The 20,353-nt window shown below is 70.5% G+C and carries 25 protein-coding genes and 1 pseudogene; 12 read left to right on the forward strand and 14 right to left on the reverse strand.

Annotated features, from left to right (window positions below; all coding sequences use genetic code 11):
- Positions 1 to 25 precede the first annotated feature (25 nt).
- A complete protein-coding gene (locus AB0D94_RS02610) occupies positions 26 to 835 on the reverse strand; it encodes an NRDE family protein (RefSeq protein WP_362044542.1) in 810 nt (269 codons plus the stop codon).
- A 1,166-nt stretch (positions 836 to 2,001) separates the two neighbouring features.
- Here AB0D94_RS02610 and AB0D94_RS02615 point away from each other — a divergent pair.
- Together AB0D94_RS02615 and AB0D94_RS02620 are read left to right on the forward strand one after the other, a co-directional pair.
- Positions 2,002 to 2,292 carry a helix-turn-helix transcriptional regulator gene (locus AB0D94_RS02615; protein WP_362044544.1) on the forward strand — a complete coding sequence of 97 codons (291 nt, stop codon included), beginning with the start codon at positions 2,002 to 2,004 and terminating at the stop codon, positions 2,290 to 2,292.
- Between the two features lie 176 nt (positions 2,293 to 2,468).
- Positions 2,469 to 2,648, forward strand: a pseudogene (locus AB0D94_RS02620) (HAD family phosphatase); the annotation flags it as partial.
- A gap of 97 nt (positions 2,649 to 2,745) precedes the next feature.
- On the opposite strand, the gene AB0D94_RS02625 reads toward AB0D94_RS02620, so the two are convergent.
- The 4 genes from AB0D94_RS02625 to AB0D94_RS02640 form a co-directional block, all read right to left on the reverse strand.
- Positions 2,746 to 3,657 carry a hypothetical protein gene (locus AB0D94_RS02625; RefSeq protein WP_362044546.1) on the reverse strand — a complete coding sequence of 304 codons (912 nt, stop codon included), beginning with the start codon at positions 3,655 to 3,657 and terminating at the stop codon, positions 2,746 to 2,748.
- Between the two features lie 188 nt (positions 3,658 to 3,845).
- Positions 3,846 to 4,844: a thioredoxin-disulfide reductase gene (gene trxB / locus AB0D94_RS02630; protein WP_362044548.1), complete on the reverse strand. Its 999-nt coding sequence runs from the start codon at positions 4,842 to 4,844 to the stop codon at positions 3,846 to 3,848.
- 4 nt (positions 4,845 to 4,848) lie between these two features.
- The gene (locus AB0D94_RS02635; RefSeq protein ID WP_362044550.1) at positions 4,849 to 5,268 is read right to left on the reverse strand and encodes an arsenate reductase ArsC; all 420 of its coding nucleotides are present in this window, start codon (positions 5,266 to 5,268) and stop codon (positions 4,849 to 4,851) included.
- A gap of 47 nt (positions 5,269 to 5,315) precedes the next feature.
- Entirely contained in the window at positions 5,316 to 5,945 is a 630-nt protein-coding gene (locus AB0D94_RS02640; protein ID WP_362044552.1) for an arsenate reductase ArsC, read from the reverse strand.
- Between the two features lie 76 nt (positions 5,946 to 6,021).
- Here AB0D94_RS02640 and AB0D94_RS02645 point away from each other — a divergent pair, with 76 nt between their 5' ends.
- From AB0D94_RS02645 to AB0D94_RS02655, 3 genes are read left to right on the forward strand one after another with little or no spacing between them, the layout of a single operon-like run.
- On the forward strand, positions 6,022 to 6,336 hold the full coding sequence (locus tag AB0D94_RS02645; RefSeq protein WP_362044554.1) for a metalloregulator ArsR/SmtB family transcription factor: 315 nt from the start codon (positions 6,022 to 6,024) through the stop codon (positions 6,334 to 6,336).
- Positions 6,337 to 6,371: 35 nt separating this feature from the next.
- A complete protein-coding gene (locus tag AB0D94_RS02650; RefSeq protein ID WP_362044556.1) occupies positions 6,372 to 7,166 on the forward strand; it encodes an MIP/aquaporin family protein in 795 nt (264 codons plus the stop codon).
- The gene (locus AB0D94_RS02655) at positions 7,163 to 8,221 is read left to right on the forward strand and encodes an ArsO family NAD(P)H-dependent flavin-containing monooxygenase (RefSeq protein ID WP_362044558.1); all 1,059 of its coding nucleotides are present in this window, start codon (positions 7,163 to 7,165) and stop codon (positions 8,219 to 8,221) included. Before AB0D94_RS02650 ends, AB0D94_RS02655 begins: the two co-directional genes overlap by 4 nt.
- 10 nt (positions 8,222 to 8,231) lie before the next feature.
- Here the strand turns inward: AB0D94_RS02655 and AB0D94_RS02660 are convergent, their stop codons facing one another.
- Entirely contained in the window at positions 8,232 to 8,642 is a 411-nt protein-coding gene (locus tag AB0D94_RS02660) for a heavy metal-responsive transcriptional regulator (RefSeq protein WP_362044560.1), read from the reverse strand.
- Positions 8,643 to 8,727: 85 nt separating this feature from the next.
- On the opposite strand from AB0D94_RS02660, the gene AB0D94_RS02665 reads away from it, so the two are divergent.
- Complete coding sequence (locus tag AB0D94_RS02665) at positions 8,728 to 9,705, forward strand: alkylmercury lyase family protein (protein WP_362044562.1); 978 nt, start codon at positions 8,728 to 8,730, stop codon at positions 9,703 to 9,705.
- Between the two features lie 97 nt (positions 9,706 to 9,802).
- Entirely contained in the window at positions 9,803 to 10,360 is a 558-nt protein-coding gene (locus AB0D94_RS02670; RefSeq protein WP_362044564.1) for a DinB family protein, read from the forward strand.
- Between the two features lie 2 nt (positions 10,361 to 10,362).
- Here the strand turns inward: AB0D94_RS02670 and AB0D94_RS02675 are convergent, their stop codons facing one another.
- Positions 10,363 to 10,857, reverse strand: coding sequence for an N-acetyltransferase family protein (locus tag AB0D94_RS02675; RefSeq protein WP_362044566.1), 495 nt, complete (start codon positions 10,855 to 10,857; stop codon positions 10,363 to 10,365).
- Positions 10,854 to 11,216, reverse strand: coding sequence for a metalloregulator ArsR/SmtB family transcription factor (locus AB0D94_RS02680; RefSeq protein WP_327301128.1), 363 nt, complete (start codon positions 11,214 to 11,216; stop codon positions 10,854 to 10,856). The genes AB0D94_RS02675 and AB0D94_RS02680 overlap by 4 nt, the downstream gene beginning before the upstream one ends.
- A 114-nt stretch (positions 11,217 to 11,330) precedes the next feature.
- On the opposite strand from AB0D94_RS02680, the gene AB0D94_RS02685 reads away from it, so the two are divergent.
- The gene (locus tag AB0D94_RS02685; protein WP_362044568.1) at positions 11,331 to 12,695 is read left to right on the forward strand and encodes an NAD(P)-binding domain-containing protein; all 1,365 of its coding nucleotides are present in this window, start codon (positions 11,331 to 11,333) and stop codon (positions 12,693 to 12,695) included.
- A 5-nt stretch (positions 12,696 to 12,700) separates the two neighbouring features.
- Positions 12,701 to 14,023, forward strand: a complete 1,323-nt coding sequence (locus AB0D94_RS02690) for an MFS transporter (RefSeq protein ID WP_362044570.1) — start codon at positions 12,701 to 12,703, stop codon at positions 14,021 to 14,023.
- On the opposite strand, the gene AB0D94_RS02695 is transcribed toward AB0D94_RS02690, so the two are convergent.
- Entirely contained in the window at positions 13,907 to 14,224 is a 318-nt protein-coding gene (locus AB0D94_RS02695; RefSeq protein ID WP_362044572.1) for a tyrosine-type recombinase/integrase, read from the reverse strand. The two genes, AB0D94_RS02690 and AB0D94_RS02695, sit on opposite strands and share 117 nt — an antisense overlap.
- Positions 14,148 to 14,642 carry a hypothetical protein gene (locus AB0D94_RS02700; protein ID WP_362044574.1) on the reverse strand — a complete coding sequence of 165 codons (495 nt, stop codon included), beginning with the start codon at positions 14,640 to 14,642 and terminating at the stop codon, positions 14,148 to 14,150. The genes AB0D94_RS02695 and AB0D94_RS02700 overlap by 77 nt, the downstream gene beginning before the upstream one ends.
- 221 nt (positions 14,643 to 14,863) lie before the next feature.
- Here AB0D94_RS02700 and AB0D94_RS02705 point away from each other — a divergent pair, with 221 nt between their 5' ends.
- Together AB0D94_RS02705 and AB0D94_RS02710 are read left to right on the forward strand one after the other, a co-directional pair.
- Positions 14,864 to 15,208, forward strand: a complete 345-nt coding sequence (locus tag AB0D94_RS02705; protein WP_362044576.1) for a hypothetical protein — start codon at positions 14,864 to 14,866, stop codon at positions 15,206 to 15,208.
- A gap of 7 nt (positions 15,209 to 15,215) precedes the next feature.
- Positions 15,216 to 15,983: a transposase gene (locus tag AB0D94_RS02710; RefSeq protein ID WP_362044578.1), complete on the forward strand. Its 768-nt coding sequence runs from the start codon at positions 15,216 to 15,218 to the stop codon at positions 15,981 to 15,983.
- A gap of 69 nt (positions 15,984 to 16,052) precedes the next feature.
- Here the strand turns inward: AB0D94_RS02710 and AB0D94_RS02715 are convergent, their stop codons facing one another.
- The 3 genes from AB0D94_RS02715 to AB0D94_RS02725 form a co-directional block, all read right to left on the reverse strand.
- The gene (locus tag AB0D94_RS02715; protein WP_362044580.1) at positions 16,053 to 16,484 is read right to left on the reverse strand and encodes a VOC family protein; all 432 of its coding nucleotides are present in this window, start codon (positions 16,482 to 16,484) and stop codon (positions 16,053 to 16,055) included.
- A gap of 104 nt (positions 16,485 to 16,588) precedes the next feature.
- A complete protein-coding gene (locus tag AB0D94_RS02720; RefSeq protein ID WP_362044582.1) occupies positions 16,589 to 17,503 on the reverse strand; it encodes a clavaminate synthase family protein in 915 nt (304 codons plus the stop codon).
- Positions 17,504 to 17,638: 135 nt separating this feature from the next.
- Positions 17,639 to 18,604 (reverse strand): hypothetical protein, encoded by a 966-nt coding sequence (locus AB0D94_RS02725; RefSeq protein ID WP_362044584.1) that lies wholly within the window; start codon positions 18,602 to 18,604, stop codon positions 17,639 to 17,641.
- Positions 18,605 to 19,069: 465 nt separating this feature from the next.
- Between AB0D94_RS02725 and AB0D94_RS02730 the strand changes: the two genes are divergently transcribed.
- Positions 19,070 to 19,801 carry a class I SAM-dependent methyltransferase gene (locus AB0D94_RS02730; RefSeq protein WP_362044586.1) on the forward strand — a complete coding sequence of 244 codons (732 nt, stop codon included), beginning with the start codon at positions 19,070 to 19,072 and terminating at the stop codon, positions 19,799 to 19,801.
- Between the two features lie 244 nt (positions 19,802 to 20,045).
- On the opposite strand, the gene AB0D94_RS02735 is transcribed toward AB0D94_RS02730, so the two are convergent.
- Positions 20,046 to 20,243 (reverse strand): hypothetical protein, encoded by a 198-nt coding sequence (locus tag AB0D94_RS02735; protein WP_362044588.1) that lies wholly within the window; start codon positions 20,241 to 20,243, stop codon positions 20,046 to 20,048.
- Between the last annotated feature and the right edge of the window lie 110 nt (positions 20,244 to 20,353).

Here is a 20,353-nt window from a genome sequence, read left to right on the forward strand (position 1 = left end):
CCCGTGACGGAGGACGACGCGCGACTCACGCCATGGCGACCTCGTACCAGGCCCCGCCGGCGACCGGATCCGGATCGAAATCGAAACGCGGCCCCGACTCCCGACCGAGCGCGACCAGGGCGACCGATGTCGTCGACCACCACCTGCCCCGCCGCACCTCGCCCGCCTGCACCAGGCAGGAGGAGCTCGTGGCAGGTGCGGCGTCCGCACCGGCCACAGCCAGCCAGGCGCCCCAGGCCGCGGCCGTCCAACCGGCTACGGGTTCCGGGCGCGGCACAGCCGCCAGACGGCGGCGGGCATGCTCAACGCGAGCCAGCGACCGCTCGCTCCCGGCTGACAGCACCGCAGTACGACCACCCAGGCCGACCAGGCCGTCCTCCGCGACCGCATGCAATCCGGACGTGAGCTCGTACGTCGTCAGCAACTGCCCGGACCAGCTCATCACCCGTGCCCCCGCCCGGTCCGCGCACACGAGGTGAAAGGGGTCGTAGCGCTCCAGATCAAGACCTTCGAGGCTTCCCGTTCTCGTCATCGCGAGGGGCACGTCGCCCCGGGACCTGCGTGAAGCTTCAGGAGCAGGCACCCCTGCCCCATTGAGCAGACAAGCCAGGCGCTGCCCACGCCCCTCACCCTGCGCGGCGCCGACCGGGGTACCCCGGTCCAGCGCAAGCCACGTACCCCCCGCCAACAGGTCCAGGCCGCCCAAAACCGCACGCTGTGAAGGCCAGTGCGCTCCTGGCAGTCGCCACGCCCGGTCGCGGTACCCGTCTCTGACAAACAGAACCAGAACCGGCCAACGCGACGACGGCTTCAGGCTGATGAACGCGATGCACACCTGGGCCCCTCAAGAAGATTGGTGCGACCGATAGCGGTAGGGAAGGCCGGACCTTCCACATCCTGTTGGGCGAACGGGCTCCTCCAGCCTTCCGCTGTCTACGCACAGACTGCCCGAGACCTGATCACATCCGCATGGCGATGAGCTGATGACCCGGAGGGCCCGCGCCTGCGGTGGCCTACCGCCAGGGTGAGGTTGCTTCGGCTCGGCGGACACCGCCTGGATGTTGGGCCCAGAGGAGGTACTGGGCTGGCCACGACCCGCGTTGTGCAGTTGATCGACCAGCCTGGCCACCCACGGCTCATCTTGTAGATCGCGCTTGATTTCGCGCGCCAAGGCGTCGTGGGCGCGTGCCGTTCCGGAGTCCGGGGGCTGCCGGCGTTGCCCCAACCCGTTTCCCGACTACTGCACGCGGGCCCGTCGTCTGATCTCACGCGCGTGATGACCTCGCTGAACCGTCGAAGGCGGCGCGCTGGGAGCGTACGGAGGTTGCCCAGTCCGTCGCGTCGGGCAGGCCGGTTGCCGGACCCGGTTGACCAGCCCAAATGAAGGACCCTCCCGGTCCTGGGAGCCCGGTGGGCACGAGGACTGCGACTGGGACGGCTCCTGGCGTTGGCATGAGGGCATCCGCGACCTGCGACGCCGAGCCGAACGGACGCGGCGTCACCTCGCTCCCTGAGCCGCCTTCACCTGGCACCCGTCTGTGGCGACGGGCGGGTTCCAGGCCCAGGTGGCGCCCCTTGGGGACCAGTTGGGGACCAGCGCCCATGTTGATGGGCGCACAGCACGTATGGATGTGCACGCTGTGCGCCCACACATTGAGGCATATGCCATGAATTTCCCCCCGACCCATCGCTGGGGGTCAAGGGGTCGCAGGTTCAAATCCTGTCGTCCCGACCATGCTCTATGCAGGTCGGAGGCCGTTCTCTCACACATGAGAGGGCGGCCTTTTCCATGCCTGGAATCCTGGTGGTCGCAGTGTGGTCGCACGCCCGCTTTGGGGCTGGTTGGCGGTGGGGTGGAAGCCGGTCGGGGCGGGGGAGCGGAGCCGTTTGAGTGCCTTCCTCCTAACCGTCAGCCCGGTACGAGTGGTGGTTCTGTGGGTGTGAATGAACATCCGGCCGTCCTCTTGTTCTCGGATAGGGGCGGGCCGCTGGTTTCCTGGCATGGCTGGTGAACGGGTACGCGAGCGGCGGCTGGGTTTGCGCTGGTCGCAGGAGGAGTTGGCGGCTGCTTCGGGTGTGTCGCGGCAGTCGGTCGCGGCGGTGGAGTCCGGGCGGCAGGTTCCTTCGGTGACGGCGGCGCTCGGGCTCGCCGCGGCGTTGGGCTGCTCGGTGGAGGAGCTGTTCGCTCCGTCCGGCGGGGACGTGTTCGTCCCGGTGCTGGCCGATGAAGGCCGGCCGGAGGTGGGCACGCCGCTGGCGGTGGCCCGGGTCGGAACTACCGGCGGTGCCTGAGGGTGTGGCGCGGTGGGAGCTGGCGCGCTGGCCGGTCGGTCTCGCCCATGACGGGACCGCGCCCACCCTGTCCGCGATCGGCACCGGCCGGGTGCCGGTCGCGCTTCGCGGGTCCGGGTGCGCGGTAGCGTCCGCTGTGAGTCCAATCGAGGAAGGGACGGTCACTGGATGCCGCACAGCTGACCTTGGACCGGATCGGCCTGCCCGCCGAGCGGTGCGTGTTCGTGGACGATCACGCTGTGAACCTTCCGCCGGCCGCCGAGCTGGGCGTCACGACCGTCCATGCCAAAGATGAGGACGCGGCTGTGGCGGAGCTCGAGGCCCTTCTGGGAGTCAGTGCGGTCCTCGCGGCGTGACGGCAACTTGCGGCTGATCAAGGGCGGCCTGTCGGCATTGGCGTGAGCGACCGCGGCCTTCTGGGAGTCGAGCGGCTCCCAGAAGGCCTGCGTGGCATCAGCGCAGACGGAGGCGGCGCAGCGCCATCACGGTGCCGTCGGGGTGCAAGGAGACGGGGCCGCGCCACTTCGCGTCCCAGGGGTCGGCGGGCCAGGAGGAGCGGAGTGCGTGTGCCTCGTGGCGGTACTGTTCGACCCTGCCTTCTCGTAGGTGCTCGAAGAGGTCCTCGGCGAGTCCCGAGAAGGCCTCGACACGGATCCCGTTGAGGCGGAAGACGTGATCGGTGCCGACGAAGTTCTTGCCGTGGATGGTGTGGGTGACGTCTTGGACGATGCCGGTGCCGGCGTGGGTGAAGGTCTCGAAGTGCCGCTTGCCCTGGCGTTTGGTGAGGTAGCGGGCTGTCGGTTCACCGCCGCCGGTGAACGCCATCAGACCTGCGGCATCGGCCTGGGCGAGAACGCGGCCGAACCAGCCGTGTTCCTCCGGCTGGAGGTGGTATCCGGGCAGGACGACCGGCTTCTCGTCCGGCTCGGTGGGCACGTGGATGCCGGGGACGATGGCGCGGTCCTCGACCGGAGGGTCGAGGGTCACGGTCGCCGGCAGCTGCAGGGTGCCGTCGCCGGGGGCCTGGAGCAGGTAGACGGTGATGTTCTCGCTCTTCTTGGGGAGCGTCGTACCGAAGATCAGGGATGGAGTCCCGTTGTACGGGCCGATGTGGATGCCCTCCACGTCGGCGGAGGCGGTGGCGAGCTGCTTGTGTACCTGGGACACGTTGCCGTGGGTGCCCTTGCAGGTGACCGGGATGACCCGGGACGGCTCACCTGGCTTCCAGACCTCCAGGAAGAAGTTCGGTCGCCTTGGGGCGCTGCTGCGCCCGGCCTCCTTGCCGGTCAGCTCCCAGCTGGCCCGCATGGCTATCTCGGCGTCGATGACCGAGACCGAGTGATCCGGATACAGCGCGGAGAGCACGTGCTGGGCGAGCGCGAGGGCGAAGCCGATGCTCAGCTCGCCCGACTGGGTGGCAGCGTAGTGGGAGCGACAGGCCGAGCGGCTTCACGGGTAAGGGGCGGAGTTCCGGCTTGCGGCGCAGGGGCGCATGAAGGGCGTACGCGCGCACATGATGAGGGTGGCCCCCGCGCGGGGTGGGGGCCACCCGATCAGGCCTTGGCAGGCTCCAGTTCAGCTTCTGTGCTGTTCCCGTCGCCGAGCGCGGCGAGGTAGCGCTCGGCGTCGAGGGCCGCGGTGCAGCCGGTGCCGGCTGCCGTGATGGCCTGGCGGTACGTGTGGTCGACCACGTCGCCAGCGGCGAAGACGCCGGAGATGTTCGTCCGGGTCGACGGCGAGGCGGTCTGGATGTAGCCCTCGTCGTCCAGGTCGAGCTGTCCGGTGAACAGCTCGGTGCGCGGGTCGTGCCCGATCGCGATGAACAGGCCGGTGACGTCAAGGTCGCGGAGCTTGCCGGTGAAGGTGTCGCGCAGGACGACACCGGAGAGCATGCCGTCCTTGTCCTTGATCTCGGCGATTTCGCTGTCGAAGGCGAAGGTGATCTTGTCGTCGGTGAAGGCCCGGTTCTGCATGACCTTGGAGGCGCGCAGGGTGGAGCGGCGGTGGACGACGGTGACCGAGCGGGCGAAGCGGGTGAGGAAGGTGGCTTCCTCCATGGCGGTGTCGCCGCCGCCGACCACGACGATGTCCCGGTCGCGGAAGAAGAACCCGTCGCAGGTGGCGCACCAGGACACGCCGCGCCCGGACAGCTCGTCTTCCTTGGGCAGACCCAGCTTGCGGTAGCCGGATCCGGTCGCCACGATCACCGTCTTGGCGCGGTGGACAGTGCCCTCGGAGTCGGTGACTTCCTTGATCGCGCCGGTGAGGTCGACGGAGACGATGTCGTCGTCGATCATCTCGGCGCCGAACTTCTCGGCCTGGGCCCGCATGTTCGCCATGAGGTCCGGGCCGTCGACCCCGTCGGGGAAGCCGGGGAAGTTCTCCACCTCGGTCGTGGTGGTCAGCGACCCGCCGACGAAGATGGAGCTGCCGAACAGCAACGGCTTCAGCTGGGCTCGGGCGGTGTAGAGGGCGGCGGTGTATCCGGCGGGGCCGGAGCCGATGATGATGACGTTGCGTATGCCGTCGTCGGCGGTGGTCGCGTCGGTCACGGGATCAGCCCTGCTTCTTGGCGTCGATCTCGGCGATCAGGCCCTCGATGAGGACCTTGATCTCGTCGCGGATGGGGCGGACGGCCTCGACGCCCTGGCCGGCCGGGTCCTCGAGCTGCCAGTCGAGGTAGGTCTTGCCGGGAAAGTACGGGCAGGCGTCCCCGCAGCCCATCGTGATGATGTAGTCGGAGGCCTGGGCGGCCTCGGGGGTGAGGACCTTCGGCTTCTGGTCGGAGATGTCGATGCCCAGCTCGGCCATGGCGGCGACGGCCGAGGGGTTGATCTGCTCGCCGGGCACGGAACCGGCGGAGCGGACCTCGACGCGGTCGCCGGCGAGGTGGCGCAGGAACCCGGCCGCCATCTGGGAGCGGCCCGCGTTGTGGATGCAGACGAACAGGACGGACGCGGCAGGAGCGGAGGACATCTGTTCTTCCTTGGGGTGAGGCGACTGCGGTGGGGATCTGTGGGGCTTCAGGGGGCGAGCTGGGTGAGCAGCTCGGTGATGTGGGCGTCGATGGCGTCCCGGACATCGCGGACGACGGCGATCGGCGCTCCGTCAGGGTCGGCCACGGGCCAGTCGAGGTAGCGGCGGCCGGGCATGACGGGGCAGACGTCGCCGCAGCCCATCGTGATCACGACGTCGGCGGCCTGGACGACCTCTTGGGTCAGCGGCTTGGGATAGGCATCGGCCAGGTCCACGTCGGCCTCGGTGAGGGCCTGAGCGATGTGCGGCTCCACTGCGTCGGCGGGGTGGGTGCCCGCGGAGGAGACGGTGACCCGCTCGCCTGCCCGGTGCGCCAGGAGAGCGGCGGCCATCTGGGAGCGGCCGGCGTTCTGGCTGCACACGAACAGCACTCGGGTCGGCCCGCTCATCAGCCCCTGGGTGTGGGCGAGGGCGTCCAGGCGTTCGGCGGTAAGCCGTTCCGCCGGCACGACCAGGTGCGTGCGGATCCGTGCCTGTTCGGCAAGACGTGCGTAGGAGTCGGCGAGCAGGCTCAGCACGGTTTCCGGCGCGAAGTGGCCGGCGTACCGGGAGGCGAGACGGGCAGCCCCCGCAGCCAGGCGTTCGTCCGGCAGAAGGGGCGATGAGGACGTGGACATGGCGTTCCCGTTCAAAGGAGCCAATAAGGTCAGCTTGGACTGGTGTCAGCCCCAGCTGATGTGACAGTATCAGCACATGATGACGTCAGTCGACACTGATCTGATCCGGGTCCTGGCCGACCCTCTCAGGCTCCGGATCGTGACCCTCCTCGCCAAGGAGACGCTCTGCACCACCCACCTCGTGGAGGAGACGGGTGCCAAGCAGACGAACCTCTCCAACCACCTGAAGGTGCTGCGCGAGGCCGGGGTCGTGGATACGGAGCCATGCGGACGGTACATCTACTACCGCCTGCGCCCGGAAGTCATCGAAGCCCTCGCCGGTCAGTTCGCCGACCTCGCCACGACCGCGCGTGCCACCGCCGAAGCGAACCTCAAGCGGTCCTGCCCATAGCCCGCTCTGCCTCACCTGCCCGAGGAGAACCCGTCTTGACCGCCACCGAGCCCGTCGCCGTCCCCGCAGCGGAGAGCGACATAGCCGCTGACACGTCGCCGCAGCCCGCCCCTGGCGCGACCCCGCCCCGCACCCCGCTGATCGCCCGCGCCGCCGCCGAGCTCGTCGGCACCGCTGCCCTCGTCGCGGTAGTCGTCGGCTCGGGCATCCAGGCCACGCAGCTCACCCAGGACGTGGCCCTGCAACTGCTGGCCAACTCCAGCGCCACGGTCTTCGGGCTCGGCGTCCTCATCGCCCTCCTCGGCCCGGTCTCCGGGGCGCACTTCAACCCGGCTGTGACGCTCGCCGAGTGGTGGACCGCCCGCCGCGGCGGCGCCGGCGTCAGCGCCCGCGAGCTGGCCGTCTACGTGCCCTCGCAGATCGTCGGCGCCATCGCCGGTGCGATCCTGGCGGACGCGATGTTCGGCGAGCCGCTGGTGAAGTGGTCCACGCACGACCGCTCCGCCGGGAACCTCCTCCTCGGGGAGGTCGTCGCCACCGCCGGCCTGATCCTGCTGATCTTCGGCCTGGCCCGCACCGACCGGCTCCGCTTCGCGCCCGTCGCGGTGGCCTCGTACATCGGCGCCGCGTACTGGTTCACCTCCTCCACCTCCTTCGCCAACCCGGCCGTCACCATCGGCCGCGCCTTCACCGACACCTTCGCCGGCATCGCCCCAGCCTCCGTGGCCGGCTTCATCGGCATGCAACTGATCGGCGCGATCGTGGGCCTGGCGCTCGTGGCGGTCATCTTCATGCGCGGCAGGAACGACACGGAGCAGCCCGCGGCATGACGCAGCGCACTGACGTGGTGGTGATCGGCGGCGGACAAGCAGGTCTCGCCGCCGGCTACCACCTGCGCCGCCTGGGCGTCGAGCACGTCATCCTCGACGCCGAGGCCGCGCCCGGCGGGGCCTGGCAGCACACCTGGGACTCCCTTCATCTGTTCTCGCCGGCCGCCTACTCCTCGCTGCCCGGGCGGCTGATGCCGGCCCAGCCCGGCGAGACGTACCCGGCCGCGCAGCATGTCGTGGAGTACCTCGCCGACTACGAAAAGCGGTACGAGCTGCCCGTCCAGCGCGGCGTGTGGGTGGACGCGGTCCACCGCGACGGCGCCCACCTGCGGGTCGGCACCGACAGCGGCGACTGGCAAGCCCGGGCCGTCGTCAGCGCCACCGGAACGTGGACCCGCCCCTTCCTGCCCGCCATCCCCGGCCGCCGCGACTACACCGGCCGCCAGCTCCACACCGTCCAGTACACGAGCCCCGCCGCGTTCACCGGCCAGCGGGTGATCGTTGTCGGCGGCGGGAACTCCGGCGCTCAGATCGCCGCCGACCTCGCCGACACAGCCGACCTGACCTGGGTCACCCAGCGCCCGCCGCGTTACCTCGCTGACGACATCGACGGCCGCGTCCTCTTCGACCACGCCACCGCCCGCCGCCGCGCCCTCGACGAGGGGCGCACCGACAACGGCGGCGTCGCCTCCCTCGGCGACATCGTCGCCGTCCCGCCCGTACGAGCCGCCCGAGATGCCGGACTCCTCACCGCGAAGCCGATGTTCACCCGGCTCACGGCGACCGGGGTGGAGTGGGCCGACGGCACCCAGGCCGAAGCCGACGCGATCATCTGGTGCACTGGCTTCCGCCCCGCCCTCGCGCACTTCGCGTCCCTGCGCCTGCGCGGCACCCGTGGCCACATCGCCACCGAAGGCACCCGCGCCGTGGACGAGCCGCGCCTGCACCTGCTTGGCTACGGGGACTGGACCGGCCCGGCCTCCGCCACCCTCATCGGCGTCGGCCGCCCCGCCCGCGAAGCCGCCCGCGAAATCGCCGTACTCCTCGGCGCGTGAAGCCGGGTCCTCAGCGTGGCGATCGCGGCTGCGTGAGGATGGTGCAGATGTCGCCTTCCGAGCAGGTGTCGGGATCCATCGAGGCAGCCCGTCGGGCGAGCTCGCGCAGTGCGGTACGGGTCTGCCGGAGTTCGACCAGACGGCGCTCGATCTCAGCGAGGTGCTCACCGATCAGCGTGGTGACCTGGCCGCACGGGGCCTGGCCGCTGTCACGCAGGTCCAGGACCGAACGGATCTCGGCGAGACTCAGCCCGGCCGCCTGGGCGTCTCGAACGAATGCCAGCCGATTCACGACCTCCGGCCCGTAGTCGCGGTACCCACCTGCCGTGCGGGGCGGGGCGGGCAGCAGTCCGGTCTGCTCGTAGAAGCGAATGGTCTTGGCCGTCACCTGGCCGGCCGCTGCAAGGTCACCGATACGCATGGCTCCACGCTACGCCCTTGACCTTCCAGTGCACTGGAAGGTCTACGTTCGATGCACAAGCTCACCGACCTGGAAGGACAACGGGATGCGGATCGCGATCCTCACAGTGCCGGAGTGCCCGAACGTGCCCGTCGTACAGGAGCGGATCACGGAGGCACTCGACGGCCGTGCTGCCGTGATCGACTTGGTCGAGGTGTCCGACGAGGGCGCGGCGGCCCTGTGGGGCATGACCGGTTCGCCGACCGTGCTCCTCGAGGGCATCGACCCGTTCCCCATCCCCGGTGCTCCACCGTCGGTGTCGTGCCGCCTCTACCGTGACGCCGACGGCCGCACCGGCGGTGCACCGAGCGTCCAGGCTCTACGGGAGGCGTTCTCGGGAGCGCGCAGGCCCCAGGCGGCCGACGAGCAGGACTGCTGCGAGACGGGCCTGCTGGATCCGATCGGCCGGGTAGGGCGGGGCAGGCGGGCGCCTGCAGAGGGCGGCCTGCGGCTGGTCCAGCAGGCGGTCCTGCGGCACTTCGCCACTACGGGCCGTGTGCCGGAGGCCGTCCTGCTCGAACCCGTGGCGGCAGAAGCCGGGCGGACAGCCGGCGAGGTCCTGGCGGAGCTGGACCGCGAGGACTTCCTGACTCTCGACGCATCGGGCCGGATCAAGGCCGCATACCCGTTCTCGGCAGGAGAGACACGGCACCAGGTGCAGCTGGCCAACAGGGTGACCGTGTGGTCGATGTGTGCGATCGACGCCCTGGGTATCTCGGCGATGCTCGGCCAGGACGTGACCGTTTCCTCCACTGACTCCGTCGATCGCCAGCCGGTGACGGTCTCCTTCGCCAACGGCGCGGCGACGTGGGAGCCCGCCGAGGCGGTCGTATTCGTCGGGCGCCGCGAGGGCGAGGGCCCAGCCGCCGTGGTGTGCTGCGACGTCCTCAACTTCTTCGCCGGCCAGGCCTCGGCCGAGCAATGGCAGCTGGCTCACCCCGAGGTGCGCGGTGAGATCGTCAGCCAGGCCCGCGCAACCCAGATCGGGCAGCAGACGTTCGGCCCGCTCCTCCAGGACGGCTGACCGTGCACCCGCGGCCGTCGCCGTTACGCCCGGCCTGGAGCGGGAATCATTGCGACCCCGGCCGGCTCGTTGAGTACAGGCCCAGAGTTGGCAGGCCATGATGAACGCGATCGCGATGGACCGGCAGGCCGTGTACGAGGACTACGAACGAGCCCGCCGCACCTTCCACCAACTGCTGGACTCCGCCTCCGAGACGGACCTCGCCCGGCTCACCCGCGGCACCAAGTGGACCAACGAGCAGCTGCTGTGGCACATGCTCTTCGGCTACATGCTCGTCCGGGCTCTGCTGGTCCTGGTCCGTGTCTTCGGGCGGCTTCCACGCGGCGTCGGCAAGGCGTTCGCCCGGCTTCTTAACGCGGGAACCGTGCCTTTCGACTGGGTCAACTACGCAGGTCCACGAGGGGCCGTGAAGGTCTTCGGGCCGCGCCGGACGGGCGTCGCCTTCGACCGCGTCCTCGACTCCCGCCAGCGTCGGCTGGCTGCCGAGTCCGACGGCGACCGGGCCCGCGGCATGCACTTCCCCGTCCGGTGGGACCCCTTCTTCAAGGACTTCATGACGGTCGCGGACATCTACCGCTACCCGAACCTGCACTTCGACTTCCACCACCGCCAGCTCACCCTGGGCAGCGGCGACGGGCGTCAACGGGACGAGTGAGGTCAGCTGATCTTCGGGCTGCGGCGCTCGAGCAGGACCACGTCGCGCCATACGCCGTGGTGGCGGCCGATGCGCTCGCGGGTGCCGATGATCCGGAAGCCGGCCCGCTGGTGGAGGGCGAGGCTGGCACGGTTCTCGGGGAAGATGCCGGACTGGATCGTCCAGATCCCCACCGCCTCCGTCGAGCCGATCAGTGTGGTGAGGAGCTGCATGGCGACACCTCGCCCCCGGGCGGCAGGGTGGACGTAGACGGAGTGTTCGACCACGCCGGCGTACGCGCACCGGTCGGAGACCGCGCTCGCCGCCACCCAGCCCAGGACCTTGGCGTCCTCGCCGACGGCGGCGAAGCGGTGCTCCGGCAGCTTGCCCGCCTCGAACACCTGCCAGGTGGGGGCGGTGGTCTCGAAGGTGGCGTTGCCCTCGTCCATCCCCGCCTGGTAGATCGCCAGGACCTCATCCGCGTGCGCTTCGGCCAGCGGCGCGATGGTGATGCTCATGCGGCGGCCGCGCGGGTCAGGAGCTGTCCCATGGCGGCGAGCACCGCGGGCTCGACCCGGTAGTACACCCAGGTGCCGCGCCGTTCGGAGGACAGCAGCCCTGCCTCCCGCAGCTTCTTGAGGTGGTGGGAGACCGTCGGCTGGGAGACGCCCACGTCGGAGATGTCGCACACGCATGCCTCGCCGCCCTCGTGCGAGGCCACGGCGGAGAAGAGGCGCAGCCGGACCGGATCGCCGAGCGCCTTGAACATCAGCGCGGTCCGCTCGGCCTCCTCGGCCGTCAGCGGGCGCTCCGTCAGGGGCGGGCAGCACGCCGCCACGGCCTCCGGCTCCAGCAGCGGCAACACCTTCGTAGTCATGCCCCCATCATCCGAGAAATTTCGATGGATGTCTATGTTGACGAACGTCGATCCAGGGTCCATTCTTGAGGCGTCAGGACATCGACAGACGTCGAATCAACTGGGGAGCCCGCCGTGAACGCATCCACCGAAACCCTGCCCGTCGTCGTGATCGGCGCCGGCCCGATCGGACTCGCCGCGGCCGCCCGCTTCATCGAGCGGGACATCGAGCCCCTGGTCCTGGAGGCCGGACCGGCCGCCGCCTCCGCGGTGCGCGACTGGTCGCACGTACGCCTCTTCTCCACCTGGTCCGAGGTCGTCGACCCCGAGGCCGAGAAGCTCCTCGCCCCCACCGGCTGGGTGAAGCCGGACGGTGCCACCTACCCGTCCGGCGGCGACTGGGCCGAGCTCTACCTCCAGCCCCTGGCCGACGTCCTCGGCGACCGCGTCCGCTACAACGCGACCGTCACCGGCGTCTCGCGCACCGGCCGCGACCGCATCGTCGACGCCGACCGCGAGACCCAGCCCTTCGTCGTCCACCTCACCAGCCCTGAGGGCCGCGAGGAGAGGATCTTCGCCCGCGCCGTCATCGATGCCTCCGGCACCTGGTCCACCCCCAGCCCGGCCGGCGGCAGCGGCCTGCACGCGCTCGGCGAGAAGAGCGCGGCCGACCACATCACATACCGCGTCCCCGACCTCAAGGACCCTGCCGTCCGAGCCCGGTACGCCGGCAAGCGCACCGCCGTCATCGGATCCGGTGCCTCCGCCTTCACCGCGCTCGCCTACCTCGCCGACCTCGCCAAGAACGAAGAGGACGGCACCGGGACGCACGCCACCTGGATCCTCCGGCGCGGGATCAGCGGCTCCACCTTCGGCGGCGGCACCGCCGACCAACTGCCCGCCCGCGGCGCCCTCGGCCTCGCCGCCAAGGCCGCGGTCGACGGCGGCTACGCCGACGCGGTCACCGGCTTCCGCACCGACGCCATCGAGAAGACCGAGGACGGCCGCCTGGTCCTCGTCGGCGAGGACGGCCGCCGCCTGGACCCGGTCGACGAGGTCATCGTCCTCACCGGCTTCCGCCCCGACCTCACCTTCCTCGACGAGCTGCGCCTCGGCCTGGACGAGCGCCTCCAGGCCCCCGTCGAGCTCGCCCCGCTGATCGACCCCAACCAGCACTCGTGCGGCACGGTCTACCCGCACGGCGCGGGCGAGCTCTCCCACCCGGAGAGGGACGTCTACCTCGTCGGAATGAAGTCCTACGGCCGAGCCCCGACCTTCCTGGCCATGACCGGCTACGAGCAGGTCCGCTCCATTGCAGCCGCCCTCGCCGGCGACCGGGAGGCAGCCGAGCGCGTCGAACTCACCCTCCCCGAGACAGGAGTGTGCGGCGGCGCGGGCCTCTTCGACCAGCCCGAAGCCGCCGAAGAGACCGGCGGCGGCTGCTGCGCCGCCCCGGCCACCCTCACCATCGGCGCCCCCGCCTCCTCCGGCGGCTGCTGACCACCGTGCCCAACACCCAGGCCGACGTGGCCGTGACCGGAACAGGGGTCCGGTCACGGCCACGCGCCGTACTCCCAGCCCTCTGCGCCACGCAGATCACCAGCTGGGGCATCGTCTACTACGCCTTCCCCGTACTCCTCCCGCGCCTCACCGCCGACACAGGCTGGTCCGCCAACGCGACCACCGGCGCATTCTCTCTGGCCCTGCTCGTCTCCGCCCTGGTCGGAATCCCCGTCGGCCGGATACTCGACCGCCGAGGTCCCCGAGCGGTGATGACCGCCGGATCCGGCATCGGAGTCCTCGCCGTCCTGACCATCGCCGCCGCGCCGAACCTGCCCGTCTTCTTCCTCGGCTGGGTCCTGGCCGGTATCGCGATGGCGGCCACCTTCTATCCGCCCGCCTTCGCGGCGATCACCCGCTGGTGGGGACCCGACCGGGTCCGGGCCCTGACCGTCGTCACCCTGGCGGGCGGCCTGGCCTCCACGGTCTTCGCCCCGCTCACCGCCACCCTCGCGGAACACCTCAGCTGGCGGCAGACCTATGCCGTCCTCGCCCTCATCCTGGCCGCGATCACCATCCCGGCCCACGCCCTCGCCCTACGGGCCCCCTGGCCCCCGGCGCCTCCTGCCCCGCCGACCACCGACCGCACCCCAATAGCCAAGACCCGCCCCTTCGTAGTCCTGGCGGCGGCCTTCACCCTCTCCAGCTTCGCCATGTATGCCGTCGTCATCGGCCTCATCCCGCTCCTCACCGAACGCGGCGCCGACGCCACAACAGCCGCCTGGGCCCTGGGGCTCGGCGGCGCCGGCCAGACCCTCGGCCGCACCCTCTACGCGAGCCTGTCCGCGCGCACCACGGTCACCGCCCGCACCGTCACCCTCATCGCACTCGGCGGCGCCACCACGGCAGCGCTCGCCCTCATTCCAGGTCCGCTGCCCCTGCTGGTTGTCCTCGCCGTCCTGGCGGGAGTCGTCCGCGGCAACCTCACCCTGCTGCAGGCCACCGCCGTCACCGACCGGTGGGGCACCACCCACTACGGTCGCCTCTCCGGACTCCTCGGCGCCCCCGCCCACATCGCCGCCGCCCTCGCCCCCTGGGCCGGCGCCGCCCTGGCCGGCCCTCTCGGCGGCTACCCCCAGCTCTTCGGTCTGCTCACCGTGCTGTCCGGGGTGGCCGCGTGCCTCGCAGTGTGGGGACGGAGTGACGCGACATCAGCTCCGGCTGTAGATGTTGGCGGTGGTCGACAGGGTGGAGTGCCGCAGCGTCTTGGAGACGACGGTGAGCGGCACGCCGGCGGTGATGGTGATGGTGGCGGCCAGGTGACGTAGGTCGTGGACCGTGATCCTGGGGACGCCGGCTTCCGCGGAGAGCTGGCGGAGCCGGTCCAGTGCCTGGTGAGGTCCGAGCGGTCGACCGTCGGGTCGGCAGAAGACGAGACCGGCGAACGGATCGTCAGGATCTCCGCGCGTTCGGGGCGTTGTTTGTGCACAGTGCCGGAGGGCGGTGGCGACGCGGGGCGAGATGGCCACTCAGCCGCGGCTCGAGCGGGTCTTCGGCGTGGTGATGACCAGGCGGGCACCGGTAGAGAGTGGTCTCGCCGCGGCCGGCGGCGAGCTGGCTGGTGACGAAGGCCGAGACGTGCCGGTGAGCGAGCTGATCGAGCCTGAGGGTGCCGAACTCGGGGACGAGGTCGTTGTGAACGTAGTCGCGGTACCGGGCTATCGTCGTCGGCTTCAGCACGAGGGCCTTCGCGGTCAGCCAGGCGTTCAGGTAGGCGGCGACCGTCTGGTTCGGGTCCGCGTCGAACCCGCCGGCCTCGCCCTCGAGGAACTGGTCGAGCGCGGTCTCAGCGGCGTCGTGGTCGACGAAGCCGCCCCCGGCGGATGGTCGTCCGCCGACGGCCTGGGCTGGGGACGTCGACGGCGAAGGACCAGGCGCCGTGCTCACTGTCGGTGAGCAGGCGAGGGCAGCGTGGGCCGAGCTGGTGGCGGTGGGGGTCCCTGCAGCCGCAGCGGCGGAGGACACGTCCGCGGCCGACGGTGGTAGGCAGGTGGTAGGCATAGGGATCGCCTCCAAGAGCCGGAGGTGGTGGTGACCCTCTCAGCATGCTCAGGTGTGAGCGGGATACCCGCGAGACTCCGACACCGCGACTGTGGCAGCCTGCGGACATGCCATGGGAGCTGCGAGAACATGCAGGCCGTCACTACGCCGTCCTGTTCCACTACGCCTTGCCTGACGATGCCTGGTCTGTGGAGCTAAGCGAGGCTGTGCCTGCGCCGGCCAGGGGGGCCGAGAACCCCGACGCCGTGGTGACCCACCTGCCCGGCCCTGCTGTCTTGATGGCGCTCGTCCCGGACGAGGACCCGAATCTGGAACCCACTGTCCACATCCACAGCCACGACGAGTACGTCGTCCCCTACGAGATCATGCGGTGGTTCATGGAGCAGGTGACCGACCAGGTTGAACGCTGCCGCACCGCGTTCAAGCAGGCAGGACCTGAAGCAGTGGAATGATCACGCAGTGACTGGTGTGATCACGGCGTCGGAGCCCTCCTGGATAGCCCCGTTTACCGGGCTGCGCCCGCCCGTCTTTAGCAAGTTGGTGACCGCGCTGCGTCGTGAGGGTGCCGACTCCCCGGGCCGGGGCCGGCCGTGGAAGCTGTCGCTGGAGGACCGGGTGCTGCTGGTCGCCGTGTACTGGCGAACGAACTTGACGATGCGGCAACTGGCCCCGCTGTTCGGGGTGTCGAAGTCGGCCGCAGACCGAGTGATCGACGACATCGGCCCGAGGCTCGCGCTGCATCCCCGCCAGCGGTTCGCGAAGGACGCGGTGCTGATCGTGGACGGCACCTTGGTGCCCACCCGGGACCACAAGGTGGCCGAGCAGTCGAAGAACTATCGCTACTCGACGAACCACCAGGTGGTCATCGACGCCGACACCCGCCTGGTTGTGGTGGTCGGCCGGCCCCTGCCCGGCAACCGCAACGACTGCAGGGCATGGGAGGAATCCGGGGCCAAGGCCGCCGCCGGCCGGACAACCACGATCGCCGACGGCGGCTACCCCGGAACCGGCCTCTTCATCCCGAACCGCCGGCCCCGAGGCGGCGAACTGACCGACTGGCAGGCCGAACACAACCACGACCACAAACGGGTCCGAGCCCGAGTCGAGCACGTCTTCGCCCGGATGAAGACCTGGAAGATCCTGCGCGACTGCCGCCTGAGAGGCGACGGTGTGCGCCACGCGATGCACGGCGTTGCCCGCCTGCACAACCTCGCTCTCACGGGATGACTCCCGCCGCATGCGGGACCTGAGAGGTCCCCGGGAGACGGCTCCCCACCTCGCAGTCTCGGAGGAGAATCAGCCGAGGCAGAACTCGTTGCCCTCGATGTCCTGCATCGTGATGCACGACTCGTTGACGCCATCGGCGCGCTGCGTCAGCACGTGTTTCGCGCCGAGCGCCATCAGCCGTGCGCATTCGGCCTCGAGTGTGGCCAGGCGCTCGTCACCCACGAGCCCGGCGCCGGCCCGCACACAGAGATGCACCCGGTTCTTGACGACCTTGCCTTCGGGAACTCGCTGGAAGAGCAGGCGCGGGGCCACACCCGAGGGATCAGTACACGCGAAGTAGATCTCGTCCTCGGGCGGCAGCGAGCGGTGGTACTCCTCCCACGTGGCAAAGCCCTCCGGGACCGTCGGTACGACGTACCCCAGCACCTCACACCAGAAAGCGGCGAGGCGCGCAGGTTCAGCGCAGTCGAAGGTCACTTGAAACTGCTTGATCGTTGACATCGGCGCACCCTACCAAGGGTGCTCTGCTGCCCCTTTCCCCAGGTGGATCCCCATGCCGTCGAGATGTCAACCCAAACCCGCCGAAACCTGATCCAGATCGGACATCAGGTGATCAAACCGAACAGGGGGCGGTGGTCGCGGGAGCGGCGCAGGTCGGTGGTGACGTAAGTGCGTTGCAGCCAGCGGTCCGCCCCGTCGTAACGGGGGTGGAAGGCGGTGCGGCCGTGGACGGTGACGCGGTTGTCGATGACGACCAGGTCGCCGGGAGTCAGCCGCAGGGTGCGGGCGGTCGCCTCGCAGGCGCGGCCGAATTCGGTCAGCGCGGCAGCGGCCCGAGAGGTGAGCGGGGTGGTGACGAGTTGGGCCATCCGTATGTCGGGATCCTCGACTGCTCCCGACAGCACCGGTCGGGGCTTCACATCGGACCCGGTCGCGGCAGCGTCGGGGCCGAAGGAGGGTGGTGGTGTGGTGACGAACTCCGGTGCGAACAGGGTCTGGCGGCTGGCTGGGGTGAGGAGCGGCAGGGCTTGGCGGATGCCGGCGACGCGCATGCCGGCGATCTGGTCGTGGTCGGCGCGCAGGCACAGGAAGATCACGTAGTCGGGTGGGTGGGGGTGGAAGCCGTTCTCGGTGTGGAAGGACAGCGGCACCGATCCGGCGTTGCCGTGGAAGCTCTCCTGCCCGGGCACGGGCACGACGTCCTGCACGAGGGCGCCGGATTTCTCCGCCAGGTAGGCGAGGGGCTCGCCGAGCCCGCACGCCACCATGGTGAGCACCGCCGCCGAGACGGTGGCCCGGCGCTGGACCGAGCCGAGTACGGTCGGTGTCGCGGGCAGGGCCGCCTGATCGACGGGCAGGCCGCCGATCACCAGGGTGCCGTGCGGGCCGGAATGCCTTCGAAAGCGTCGCACCTCACGGCGCTGCAGTACCGGAAGCTCCTCCCAGGCGTCGCGGGCCCGCGCCACCCACTCGGGGCTGTCGACCTGGTCGTGCCCGCGGGTGCACAGGGTGCGGGCCACTCGCTCGCTCGCACGCGTCGGCGTCGGCCGGATCCAGTTCCCGGTCTGCGGCGAGGACGGTGCTTTGGGCGTTGTCGGGCGTCGTCTCGGGCATCGGGGTCTCCTGCCGGGGGCGTGGGCGGCGGACGCGCGGACTCACGAGTGGCGCAGGCCGGCCACGGCGTCGGCGATGTAGTGGTCCCCGAATCGGATCAGCGAGGCGTACTGGGCCGCGCGGCGATGCCGCATGAGGCGTAGTTCTGCGACGGCGTTGTCGGGGCCTTCGGGCTTCTGGGCGATGGAACGGCGCAGATGCACCATCGAGTACGCGAGGGTGACGTGCCGTTCACCGTCCACGATGTCGGCTTCCAGGAGCGCGCCCCGTGCCTCGGCCAGCTCCGGGGCGCGGGCCGCCAATTGCTCGTAGGAGTCGGGCACCACGGACAGCAGGTCCTTCATCGCCGCCCGGAAGAGCTTGTATCCGCGATGCTGGCGCCCGCTCAACGGGACGTCCACCGACGGGGGCGCCATGGTGTGGCGTATCGCCGCCATGTAGTAGTCGGCCGGGATCGTACTGGCGTGGGTCATGGCCGCCGGGAAGCCGCGCACGTACACCGTCGCATCTGCCAGCCGCGTCAGCGCGGCACCGTCGTCGCCGTGCCGCAGATGGCGGGTGGCGTCGGCCACGGCGACCGCGGCGCAAACGTTGAACAGGACATGGACCTGGTGACCGATGAGCCACCGAGCAGTCCACACGCTCTCCAACGACGATCCCGCACAGGCCTCGCGGACGGCCACCGGCGGGATGGAGTGAGGGTCGGCGCCCGGCGCCGCGCCGGTGAGATCGAGCACCGACTGCCGCATCCCGGCCACCTCCAGCGCGAGGTCGGAACCCGACAGTGGAGCATCACACAGATCTTCCAGACCGCGGTGGACGACCAGGACACCGTGCAGGGCAGCCTGCTGATCCGACAGCTCCACCTCACGGACCCGGAAGAACGACTGACTGGTCGACTCCGCCGGCAGTCCCTCACCGACCACGGCCGGAGCCAGATCCGACAGCGAGGCCGACAGCTCGCCGGCGACCGCGGCGGCCTGCCGCAGCGCGAGGGTGCGCTCCACAGGTCCGGCATGGCTCGACACCGCGGCCAGCACGCGCGCGGTCCGCTTCGCCTCAGCATCGACCCGCGGCCCCAACACCGGCACGGGCCGACCGCCTCGGGGCTCTCGGAAGACAGCGACAGCAGGATGACCGGCAACCGGAGATGAGCCCATGGTTGAAGTCCTTCGCCACGAACACTCCACACGAAACCTGACCCGCAAGACCATTCAGATCCGACCGGGTCAGGCCGACCAGGCCGCGAGCCGCTTCTTCCGCAAGTAGGCACTCTCTCCGTGCGTCACACGCCTTCGCTTGACGGGAGGTGATCTGCTTGCTCAAGGCAGCCGACCGCGGTCCTGCACTCGGGGGTCCCATGGACGCCCTGGGTGTTCAGGCACAAGGGGCGGCATGTTACCGAGAGGTGTGGGCCGGTGTGGGTGGCTGGTGAGACGTACGAGCCGTACGTGGGCCGGTGGAGTCGGTTGGTGGCGCACCGGTTCGTTCGCTGGATGGGTGCGGCTCCTGGCGGGAGCTGGCGCGACATCGGGTGTGGCACGGGTGCGGTGATGCAGGCCGTGCTGGATGTGGCCGCACCGGAGACGGTCGTCGGCGTCGATCCGTCCGCCGGCTACGTGGCGTACGCACGGAGGAACATCGCTGACCAGCGGGCGGGGTTCGTCCTGGCAGACGCCGTGAACCTGCCTTTCGCCGACTCCACGGCGTCGGTGGCCGTGAGCGGGCTCGTGCTCAACTTCGTATCGGACGCACCGCGGGCGGCGGCCGAGATGGCTCGTGTGGTCCGGCCCGGGGGGCTGGTGGGGGTGTACGTCTGGGACTACGGGGAGGGAGGCATGGAGGCCATCCGCGCCTTCTGGGACGCCGCGTCCGCCCTGGACCCGGACGCCCAGTACTTGGACGAGGCCGTCAGGTTCCCGTTGTGCGGCCGGGCGCCGCTGCGGGAGCTGCTGGTCGGGTCGGGGCTGGAGGACGTCGAGGCGGATGAGATCAGCGTGGCTACCCGGTTCTCGGATTTCGACGACTACTGGCAGCCGTTCCTGGGAGGGCAGGGGCCGGCGCCCGCCTACGTGGCCTCCCTGCCGGAGGAGCGCCGCGCGGAGCTGCGTGAGCGGTTGCGGTCGGCACTGCCCCGGGCAGCGGACGGCTCGATCCCGCTGCGTGCGCGGGCCTGGACCGTACGGGGCAGGCGCGGAGCATGAGCGGGCCGGGTCAGCCCTGAGTGTTGATGTCGGAGGCGGCGGCGGGGAGTTCATCTCGCCCAGGAGGAGCGGTGGTTGGGCCAGAGCCGGAGCCGGAGTGAGCCAGGCGTCGAAGCGGCTGGGGAACCGGGCGGCGGCCGCCGTGACGAGGTCCTCGGCGGTGGCCTCCCCGGTACGGATGAGCTGCGCCTGGGCGGTGGCGTCGAGCGCGGCGGGGCTTCCGCGTATCCGGGGCGCAGGGCCGTCATGACCCTCGGCCGATGGCGCGGGCCGCTGCCGCCAGCGCCGCCTCGGCTTCCCTTACGGTCCGGCGGACGATCTCGCAGGCGGGCAGGATCTCGTGCACGAGGGCGGTCGACTGGCCGGTGAAGGGGAGGTCCTCCTCGCCCCCGCCTGCCAGGATCGCGGCCATCACGCGAGGCACGGTCTCTGCGGGGTCCACCTGTCCAGGGTGCTCGCGCAGGGCGTCCACCAGGGGGTGGGAAGGCAGCGCGGCACCCCGGCACTGACGGGCGGTTGAACGGCGGCAGGATCCGCTCGCTGCCCACGGCC

It is taken from the genome of Streptomyces sp. NPDC048255 (assembly GCF_040652415.1).
In the GTDB taxonomy this organism is placed as follows: Bacteria; Actinomycetota; Actinomycetes; order Streptomycetales; family Streptomycetaceae; genus Streptomyces.

Coding starts and splice junctions, on each gene's coding strand:
- AB0D94_RS02675 (WP_362044566.1), bottom strand. CDS start 10,857: ATGAGCATCACCATCGCGCCGCTGGCCGAAGCGCACGCGGATGAGGTC.
- AB0D94_RS02635 (WP_362044550.1), bottom strand. CDS start 5,268: ATGTCCTCCGCTCCTGCCGCGTCCGTCCTGTTCGTCTGCATCCACAAC.
- AB0D94_RS02715 (WP_362044580.1), bottom strand. CDS start 16,484: ATGTCAACGATCAAGCAGTTTCAAGTGACCTTCGACTGCGCTGAACCT.
- AB0D94_RS02660 (WP_362044560.1), bottom strand. CDS start 8,642: ATGCGTATCGGTGACCTTGCAGCGGCCGGCCAGGTGACGGCCAAGACC.
- AB0D94_RS02665 (WP_362044562.1), top strand. CDS start 8,728: ATGCGGATCGCGATCCTCACAGTGCCGGAGTGCCCGAACGTGCCCGTC.
- AB0D94_RS02705 (WP_362044576.1), top strand. CDS start 14,864: ATGCCATGGGAGCTGCGAGAACATGCAGGCCGTCACTACGCCGTCCTG.
- AB0D94_RS02615 (WP_362044544.1), top strand. CDS start 2,002: ATGGCTGGTGAACGGGTACGCGAGCGGCGGCTGGGTTTGCGCTGGTCG.
- AB0D94_RS02645 (WP_362044554.1), top strand. CDS start 6,022: ATGATGACGTCAGTCGACACTGATCTGATCCGGGTCCTGGCCGACCCT.
- AB0D94_RS02680 (WP_327301128.1), bottom strand. CDS start 11,216: ATGACTACGAAGGTGTTGCCGCTGCTGGAGCCGGAGGCCGTGGCGGCG.
- AB0D94_RS02655 (WP_362044558.1), top strand. CDS start 7,163: ATGACGCAGCGCACTGACGTGGTGGTGATCGGCGGCGGACAAGCAGGT.
- AB0D94_RS02640 (WP_362044552.1), bottom strand. CDS start 5,945: ATGTCCACGTCCTCATCGCCCCTTCTGCCGGACGAACGCCTGGCTGCG.
- AB0D94_RS02670 (WP_362044564.1), top strand. CDS start 9,803: ATGATGAACGCGATCGCGATGGACCGGCAGGCCGTGTACGAGGACTAC.